Below are 9,036 nucleotides of genomic sequence, written 5' to 3'. Positions count from 1 at the left end.
AAATCAACGGTTGTTTATCTGGTCGAAATGAGTAATTTTTTAGTTTGTCAACAATCTGACGAGATACTTATTTTATCTCGTTTTTTTATTGCGAAAAATTAGTTTGTAAAATCATATAAATTTTTCAAAATAAATTTTTATTTTTTATCTAAAAAATATTTTAAACCAGCGTAAATTTTTAATCAGCTTTTAGCAAATGATTTTAAAAATATCACTTTTATTGAAATTAATTTCGTAAAATTTAAAAATCATATATTGGAAAACGGGAAAACGAATTTTGTGGATTTGTTTTGTGAAAGTTATTTCAAAATAAATTAAAATCTTGAAATTATATTTACGATGTAATATACTGTAACCATCAAGGAGGTAGATATGGCTGATATAGAGGAAATAAGTTCTATTAAAGGGAAATTAATAGTGTCATGTCAAGCCTTGCCAGATGAGCCTTTACATTCATCATTTATAATGGGAAAGATGGCAAAAGCTGCTAAGCAAGGTGGAGCAAAGGGTATCAGAGCTAATACGAGTGAAGATATTAAAGAAATAAAAAATGAAGTTGATTTGCCAGTTATTGGTATTGTAAAAAAAGATTATGAAAATTCTAAAGTTTATATTACACCAACTATGAAAGAAGTTGATGATTTGATTTCATCTAAGGCAGAAATAATTGCTATGGATGCTACTAAAGATTTAAGACCTGGTGGAATTGGAATTGATGAATTTTTTAAGGAAGTTAAGAAAAAATATCCTAATCAATTATTTATGGCTGATTGTTCTACTGTTGATGAGGCTATAAATGCTGACAAACTTGGCTTTGATTTTATTGGAACAACTTTGGTTGGATATACTGACCAATCTAAAAATGATAAAATCGAAGAAAATGATTTCAAAATTCTTAGAGATATTTTAAAAAATGTAAATAACAAAGTAATTGCTGAGGGAAATATTAATACACCTGAAAAAGCTAAGAGAGTTCTTGAGCTTGGTGCTTACAGTGTAGTTGTTGGTTCAATTATTACTAGACCACAAGTTATAACTAAAAATTTTGCTGAAAAAATTAATGAATTAGAAAAATAAAAAATAAAAATATAAAGGAAGGGAAAAATTATGAGAAATTTAGACAAATATAAGGGAGTTATTCCAGCATTTTATGCTTGCTACGATGAAAATGGAGAAATTAGTCCAGAAAAAGTAAGAGAGCTTACAAAATATCACATAGAAAAAGGTGTGAAGGGTGTTTATGTAAATGGTTCTTCTGGAGAATGTATTTACCAAAGTGTTGAAGATAAAAAAATTGTTCTTGAAAATGTAATGAAAGAAGCTAAGGGAAAACTTACTGTTATAGCTCACGTGGCTTGCAACAATACAAAAGATTCTATGGAGCTTGCAGCTCATGCAGAAAGTTTGGGAGTTGATGCTATTGCAGCTATTCCTCCAATTTATTTTAGACTTCCAGAATATTCTATTGCGTCATACTGGAATGATATTTCTTCTGCTGCACCAAATACTGATTTTGTAATTTACAATATTCCACAACTTGCTGGAGTTGCTTTGACAGGTTCATTATTTGCTGAGATGAGAAAAAATCCTAATGTAATTGGTGTTAAAAATTCTTCAATGCCAGTTCAAGATATTCAAATGTTTAAACAAGCTGCTGGAGATGATTACATAATTTTCAATGGTCCAGATGAACAATTTATTTCTGGAAGACTTATTGGAGCTGAGGGAGCAATCGGTGGAACTTATGGTGTAATGCCAGAATTAATTTTAAAAATGGATGAATGTCTAAAAAATAAAGATTTAGAAAAGGCCCGCGAAATTCAATATGATGTTGATGCAATAATTTATAAAATGTGCGAAGCTCGTGCAAATTTATATGCAGTAATCAAGGCTATTTTAAAAATAAATGAAAACTTAGATCTTGGTGGAGTTAGAAAACCATTAGAAAATTTGGTTGATTCTGATATGGAAGTTGTAAATGAAGCAGCTAAAATGATAAATGATGCAAAAAATAAATATTTAGGCTAAGGAGAAATAAAATGCAGGGATTTACAAAAATTGATTTAGCAATATTAATTGTATATTTGGCAGCAGTATTGTTTGCAGGTCTTCATTTTTCTAAAAAAGAAATGAAGGGCAAAGAATATTTTAAAGGCGATGGAACAGTGCCTTGGTGGGTAACTTCAGTTTCTATTTTTGCAACACTTTTAAGTCCGATTTCCTTTCTTTCTCTTGCAGGAAATTCTTATGCAGGAACTTGGATTATGTGGTTTGCACAACTTGGAATGCTTGTAGCAATTCCGTTTACTATAAAATTTTTCTTGCCAATTTATAGTAAACTTGATATAGACACAGCTTATCACTATCTAGAATTAAGATTTGATAGCAAGGGCCTAAGAATTCTTGGTGCTATTATGTTTATAATTTACCAAGTTGGTCGTATGTCAATTATAATGTATCTTCCATGTATGGTTTTATCAAAACTTATGGGAATAAATGTAAATATTTTGATTATAATCATGGGAGTTATAGCAATAATTTACTCATATACTGGTGGACTAAAATCAGTTTTGTGGACAGATTTTATCCAAGGATCAGTTTTACTTCTTGGAGTAACTTTTGGACTATTTTATTTAATGGCAAATATTAATGGTGGATTTGGAGCAGTTGCAAACGAGCTTTTCACAAATCACAAATTTTTAGCAGTAAACGAACCAATATTTGATGCAAATATATTTAAGGATTCAATATTTTTACTAATATTTGGAGCAGGCTTAAACACAATTGGCTCTTATGTTTCAAGTCAAGATATTGTACAAAGATTTACAACAACAACTGATACAAAAAAATTAAACAAAATGATGATAACAAATGGTTGTCTATCAATTTTTATAGCAACAGTATTTTATCTAATAGGAACAGGACTTTACGTATTTTATAAAGTTCAAGCAAATCCATTGCCACCAGCAGCACAACAAGATCAAATTTTTGCATCTTGGATTGCTTTTGAGCTACCAGTAGGATTTACAGGAATTTTACTTGCAGCAATTTATGCAGCAAGCCAATCAACACTTTCAACAGGATTAAATTCAGTTGCATCAAGCTGGGCTTTGGATATTCAAGCAAGCTTAAATAAAGATTTAAGTTTTGAAAAACAAACAAAAATCGGTCAAAGAGTTTCATTAATAGTAGGAATTTTTGCAATAATCGTTTCAATGATTTTGGCAAATGGAGATATAAAATCAGCTTATGAATGGTTTAATGGATTTATGGGACTTGTTTTGGGAATACTTGTAGGAACATTTATACTTGGAGCATTTACAAAAACTGCAAATAAATTCGGAGCAACACTAGCCTTTATTGCAGCAAGCGGTGTTATGATTTATGTAAAATATTTCGTAGATCCAGCAAAAATTTCTTTCTGGTCATATTCAATTATATCAATAGTAGTATCTTTGGTAGTAGGACTTGTCGCATCAGCAATTTACAATAAAGTAAAGGGAAAAGAAACTACACTACCAAAAAATACAACAATTTATAATTAAGATTTGGGGTTTGAAATGATATTTGGAAATATAAAAAATTTAGATGAATTTTCATATCTAAGTGAAAAAATTAAAGAATGTTTTGATTTTTATAAAAATAATGATATGAAAAAAATGGAAAAAGGGACTCATCCTATAAAAGGCGAAGAACTTTTTGTAAATATCGTAGAATATGAAACAACTACTCCTGAAAATAGATTTTGGGAAGCTCATAAAGATTATCTCGACCTTCATCTTATGCTTGATGGAAGTGAACAAATTGATTTAAATTTTATAGATAATATGAAGTTGGGTTCTTATAAAAAAGAAGATGATTATCAAGCAATGGAAGGCGAAAAAAATTCATCAGTAATTTTAACTGAGGGAGATTTTCTAATTTGTTATCCTAACGATGGTCATATGACAGCCATAAAAGTTAAAAATCCGCAAAAAATTAAAAAAGCAATTTTTAAAATCAAATTATAGGATATAATAGAGGCAGTGTGATGAGCATTTGCCTCTTATTTTTTAAAAGGAGATATTATGAAAAAATATATAAGCATAGATATTGGCGGAACAGCTATAAAATATGGACTAATTGATGATAAGGCAAATATTTTAGAAAATTATGAAATTGAAACAAATGCCCAAAAAGGCGGAGACCATATCCTAAACGAAGTTATAAAAATCGTAGAAAATTTTGTAAAGAAAAATCAAAATGACCAAATAATGGGAGTTTGTATTTCAACAGCAGGCGTAGTTGATACGAAAAACGGCTCAATTTATCACGCATCAGATTTAATTCCTAATTATATTGGAATAAATTTTAAAAAGGCAATCAAAGAAAAATTTGATCTTTCTTGTCAGGTTGAAAATGATGTGAATTGTGCAGGATATGCAGAATACAAGTCTGGAGCATCAAAGGACAGCTCAGTTTGTCTTACTCTTACAATTGGAACAGGAATTGGAGGATGTGGAATAATTGATGGGAAAATAATCCACGGGGCAAATGGTTCAGCTTTTGAAGTTGGATATATTAATATTAGAAATGATAAATTTGAAAATCTAGGTTCAGCAAAAACTTTGGTTGAAAAAGTTGCTAAAGAAAAAAATGAAGATATATCATCTTGGAATGGAAAAAAAGTTTTTGAAAATGCAAAAAAAGGCGATGAAATTTGCATAAAAGCAATTGATGAAATGTGTGATGTTTTGGGACTTGGAATTGCAAATTTATCTTATATGTTAAATCCTGATACAGTCGTACTAGGCGGTGGAATTATGGCGCAAGAAAAATATTTGAAAAAAAGAATTGAAGAAAAAATTTCCCAATATTTGGAAAAAAGGTTTTTCGACAATATGACTTTAAAATTTGCCAAACACCAAAACCAAGCAGGAATCTTGGGAGCTTATTATAATTTTAGAGATTTGGAAGAAGAAAAATAGGAGAATATTTTGGACTATTATAATAAATCCGTTGTAGAAATAATAGAATCAAATTACGAAAATTTTACAGAAGTTGAAAAAAATATAGCAGATTTTTTCATTCACAATAATAAAAGAGAAGATTTTTCTAGCAAAACCATAGCAGAAAAATTATTTGTATCTCAAGCCTCCCTTTCAAGATTTGCACAAAAATGTGGATTTAGAGGATACAGAGAATTTGTTTACCAATATGGAGAAGATTTTGTAGAAAAAAATGAAGATATAAATGGAAATGTAAGCCAAGTTTTAAATACTTACCAAGAATTATTGAACAAAACCTACAGCCTAATCGATGAAAGTCAAATTAAAAAAGTAATAAAATATATAAGCAAGGCTCACAGAGTTGTAGCTTGCGGAAAAGGCTCATCAGGACTTGCAGCAAACGAAATGGAACTTAGATTTATGAGAATTGGAGTAAATATAGATTCCATAACAGATTCTGATCAAATGAAAATGAGAGGAGCTTTTCACGATGAAGATTCTCTAATTTTTGGACTTAGTATTAGTGGCAATACAAGCGAAGTTTTGCTTTTTTTATCACAAGCACACAACAAAAATGCAAAAACAGTTCTTATAACTTCACAAGTTAGAGATTTGTATAAGGATTATTGCGATGAAGTAATCCTTGTTCCATCACTCAAACATTTAAACTATGGAAATGCAATAAGCCCACAATTTCCAATTTCTATTATGGTTGATATTTTATATTCCTACTTTGTAAAAGAAGATAAAAATATAAAAGAAAAACTTCATGGGGATACATTAAAAGCCTTAGGGACTGAATAATTTGTAAAATATTTAACGCATAAATTTCTTGACATTTTTCATTTTAAAAATATCCTAAATATAGGAGATTAAAATGATAAGAGAAAAAATTATAGAAAATGTAGGTATTATTTACCTTGATAGACCAGAAATAATCAATTCCTTGAATATGGAAATGGTAAAAAATATAGAAAAGATTTTGAAAAAATGGGAAGATGACAAAAAAATAAAGGCTATATTATTTGATTCACTTTGCCAAAAAGGATTTTGCGCAGGCGGAGATTTAAAAGCAATTTATTACGATTACCTTTTAAATGATAAATGCCAAAACAAAGACGAATTTTATGAAGAAGAATTTGTTTTAGATAGGTACGTAAAAGATTACAAAAAACCAATTATAAGCCATTATTTTGGCATAGTTATGGGTGGAGGAATAGGACTTACCGTAAATTCAGATTTTATAATTGCGGACGAAAGCGTAAATTGGGCGATGCCAGAAACAAGATTAGGTTTTGTTCCAGACGTTGGAGTTTGCAAACATATTTCAAAACTTCCCCAAGCCCTTGGACAATATCTAGGTCTTTGTGGCGAAAGTTTATCATCATCAGATTTAATAAAATATGATTTGGCAGATATTTATGTAAAATCAGAAAATTACGATAAAATTTTAAATATTTTATTTTCCCTATCAAAAAAATATGATGGAGAAAAATTAATAGAAGAATTAAAAAAACAAACACAAAAATATAAGGCATTAGAAGGTAATTCAAAAATTTCAAAAAATAAAGAAAAAATAGAAAAATACTTTTCTCATTCAAGCATAGAAGAAATTATAAAAAGTTTAGAAGAAAATAAAGATGATGATTTTGCCAAAAAAACCTTAGAGAATTTAAAAGAAAGAAATCTTTTTATGCTTTTTTTACAATTTGAAAAATATTTTATTTGCAAAAACCTAACTAAAGACCAAGTTTTTGACCTTGACCTAAAAATTTTAAAATACGCAAGAAAAACAGGAACAATGAAAGAAGGAATAAGGTCATTAATAATAGACAAAGAAAGTGCAAATTGGAAAGAAAAATCACTAGATCAAGTTTCGGTAGAAAAAATAAAAGACTTATTGGGAATAGAAAAATTATATAAAGAAAGATAAACTTAGGATAAAACCTAGGTTTATTTTTTTGAACTTTTCTAAGTTGATTTAAAAAAATATAAGTTATATACTAATAAAAATACTAAAAAGGAGAAAATATGGACGTATTATTAGTAATTGATTTGCAAAATGATTTTGTAGATGGAGCGCTAGGAAACAAAGGCAATGATAAGATAGTAAAACCAATAGAAAGCTTGGTAGAAAATTTTAATGGAGAAGTAATTTTCACAAGAGATACACACGATGAAAATTATTTAGAAAGCCTAGAAGGAACTCATCTTCCAGTAAAACATTGCATAAAAAATTCAAAAGGTTGGCAAATAAAAATTGATACAAAAAATCACAAAATAATTGACAAACCATCATTTGGTTCTTATGAGCTTGTAGAATATTTAAAGAAATTAAATGAAAAAGAAAAAATCGAAAATATTTATATGGTAGGAATTTGCACAGACATTTGCGTGCTTTCAAATGCCATACTCATAAAAAACGCCCTATTAAATACAGAAGTAACAGTAATAGAAGATTTGTGCAAGGCAACAAACGAAAAAAATCACAAAATAGCCTTAGAAGCCATGAAGTCTTGCCAGGTAAATATTTTAAATTCAAAAGAAAAATAATTTTAATAAGCGTATAGTAATTATAATAAATTTAAAATATTAGGATCTCAATTATAGGTGGTAAATATGAAAATAAAAAATATTAATACAGCTGAATATTATTGTTTACAAGGAGAAAACCAATTTTTTGATAGAAAAAGTGCAAGAATTAAACCTATAGATATTTTGAAACATTTAGTAGCATTTGCTAATTTTGAGGGAGAAAATTAGTTATTGGTATTTTGATGATAGGGTACTATACAGAAAAGTAGGGAAAATGGGGACAAAAAAAGAAGAATATTTAAGTAAAAAAAGAGCTGTAGAGCTTTGGGATAAAGGTATTATAAATGAATTTGAAGTAGGGACTTTTAAAGGTTTGCAGCAAATACACAAATATATTTTCCAAGACGTGTTTAGCTTTGCTGGAAAAATAAGAAGCGTTAATTTGGCAAAAGGCAATTTTAGATTTGCTCCTTTGTTATTTTTGGAAGACAATCTAAAAACAATAGAGAAAATGCCAGAAAATGAATTTGACGAAATTGTTGAGAAATATGTGGAAATGAATGTTGCGCATCCGTTTAGAGATGGAAATGGCAGAGCAACAAGGATTTGGTTAGATTTAATACTTAAAAAAAATCTTAAAAAGTGTGTAGATTGGCAAAAAATAGATAAAATGCCTTATTTACAGGCTATGGAAAGATCCCCTGTAAATTCTTTAGAATTAAAGCGTTTAATTAAAAATGCTCTTACAGAAGATACAGAAAATAGAGATGTTTATATGAAAGGGATTGAACGTTCTTATGAATATGAAGAGCAAAACGATGTTGACATTTATGATATAAAATAATTAAAAAGAGAAATCTACAATTAAATAAGTGGTAAGAAAAGTTAAGAAAAAGTTTTGAAATTAAAAAAATTATTGTATTTTTTACTTTTTTATTGTTATACAATCTTGAGATTTCAATAAATGGTAAGAAGCGGTAAGAAATTTGATTCGATTCATTGATTTTAAAATTTCTGATTATAAGATAATTAGTTATATAATAATTCTATATACCTACTTTTTATTAATATAATTATAATATAATCTTACTTGGGAAATTATATAAGTTTTGAGATTGCAAGATTTGTAGTCAAAAAAGTCCCTATTCTCAATCAAATATATTTTGAAATCTTGAAAAACAAGTCCTTTGTGATATAATTTAGGTAAGAGAAGAAAACTCTTGTCAAAAAACCCTTGATTAATTCAAGGAATTGAGGTTAACAATGTGGAATCACCACAAAAAAAGACAGTAGGTCGGAACTACTGTCTTTTTATTTACTTGTTTTCGGAATAATATTTTTTTACAAAAAATAATATCAAACCAACCAACAAGGGAAAAATAAAATTTTCCATTACGGATGTGATCAATCCAATCACCACCTTTCACCTATTAAGTAATAGGCAAAATTATTATATCACAATAAATAAATGAAAATCATTAGCCTTGAAAAACAAGTCCTTTGTGATATAATT

General features: G+C 28.4%; 10 protein-coding genes. All 10 read left to right on the top strand.

The annotated features are described in order from the left end of the window. Nucleotides 1-372 precede the first annotated feature (372 nt). The 10 genes from HMPREF3045_RS08370 to fic all read left to right on the top strand — a co-directional run bounded on the left by HMPREF3045_RS08370 (nt 373) and on the right by fic (nt 8,367). On the top strand, nt 373-1,077 hold the full coding sequence (locus HMPREF3045_RS08370; RefSeq protein ID WP_070738601.1) for an N-acetylmannosamine-6-phosphate 2-epimerase: 705 nt from the start codon (nt 373-375) through the stop codon (nt 1,075-1,077). A gap of 30 nt (nt 1,078-1,107) precedes the next feature. Continuing rightward, nucleotides 1,108-2,028 carry a dihydrodipicolinate synthase family protein gene (locus HMPREF3045_RS08365; protein ID WP_070738599.1) on the top strand — a complete coding sequence of 307 codons (921 nt, stop codon included), beginning with the start codon at nt 1,108-1,110 and terminating at the stop codon, nt 2,026-2,028. A gap of 11 nt (nt 2,029-2,039) precedes the next feature. Further along, on the top strand, nt 2,040-3,545 hold the full coding sequence (locus HMPREF3045_RS08360; protein ID WP_070738597.1) for a sodium:solute symporter family protein: 1,506 nt from the start codon (nt 2,040-2,042) through the stop codon (nt 3,543-3,545). 15 nt (nt 3,546-3,560) lie between these two features. Next, nucleotides 3,561-4,010 carry a NanQ anomerase/TabA/YiaL family protein gene (locus HMPREF3045_RS08355; RefSeq protein WP_070738595.1) on the top strand — a complete coding sequence of 150 codons (450 nt, stop codon included), beginning with the start codon at nt 3,561-3,563 and terminating at the stop codon, nt 4,008-4,010. Between the two features lie 57 nt (nt 4,011-4,067). Then, nucleotides 4,068-4,967 (top strand): ROK family protein, encoded by a 900-nt coding sequence (locus HMPREF3045_RS08350; RefSeq protein ID WP_070738593.1) that lies wholly within the window; start codon nt 4,068-4,070, stop codon nt 4,965-4,967. A 9-nt stretch (nt 4,968-4,976) separates the two neighbouring features. Next, nucleotides 4,977-5,792, top strand: a complete 816-nt coding sequence (locus HMPREF3045_RS08345; protein ID WP_070738591.1) for a MurR/RpiR family transcriptional regulator — start codon at nt 4,977-4,979, stop codon at nt 5,790-5,792. Nucleotides 5,793-5,865: 73 nt separating this feature from the next. After that, entirely contained in the window at nt 5,866-6,921 is a 1,056-nt protein-coding gene (locus HMPREF3045_RS08340; protein WP_070738589.1) for an enoyl-CoA hydratase/isomerase family protein, read from the top strand. Nucleotides 6,922-7,019: 98 nt separating this feature from the next. Then, entirely contained in the window at nt 7,020-7,541 is a 522-nt protein-coding gene (locus HMPREF3045_RS08335; protein ID WP_070738587.1) for a cysteine hydrolase family protein, read from the top strand. 66 nt (nt 7,542-7,607) lie between these two features. Continuing rightward, complete coding sequence (locus HMPREF3045_RS09360; RefSeq protein WP_180363020.1) at nt 7,608-7,751, top strand: hypothetical protein; 144 nt, start codon at nt 7,608-7,610, stop codon at nt 7,749-7,751. A 46-nt stretch (nt 7,752-7,797) separates the two neighbouring features. Further along, the gene (gene fic / locus HMPREF3045_RS08330; RefSeq protein WP_070738585.1) at nt 7,798-8,367 is read left to right on the top strand and encodes a protein adenylyltransferase Fic; all 570 of its coding nucleotides are present in this window, start codon (nt 7,798-7,800) and stop codon (nt 8,365-8,367) included. Nucleotides 8,368-9,036 lie beyond the last annotated feature (669 nt).

Origin of the sequence: Anaerococcus sp. HMSC075B03 (genome assembly GCF_001815585.1) — a bacterium.
Taxonomy (GTDB): domain Bacteria; phylum Bacillota; class Clostridia; order Tissierellales; family Peptoniphilaceae; genus Anaerococcus; species Anaerococcus vaginalis.
The sequence above is the reverse complement of the archived record's forward strand: the minus strand, read 5'-3'. Positions and strand labels throughout refer to the sequence as shown.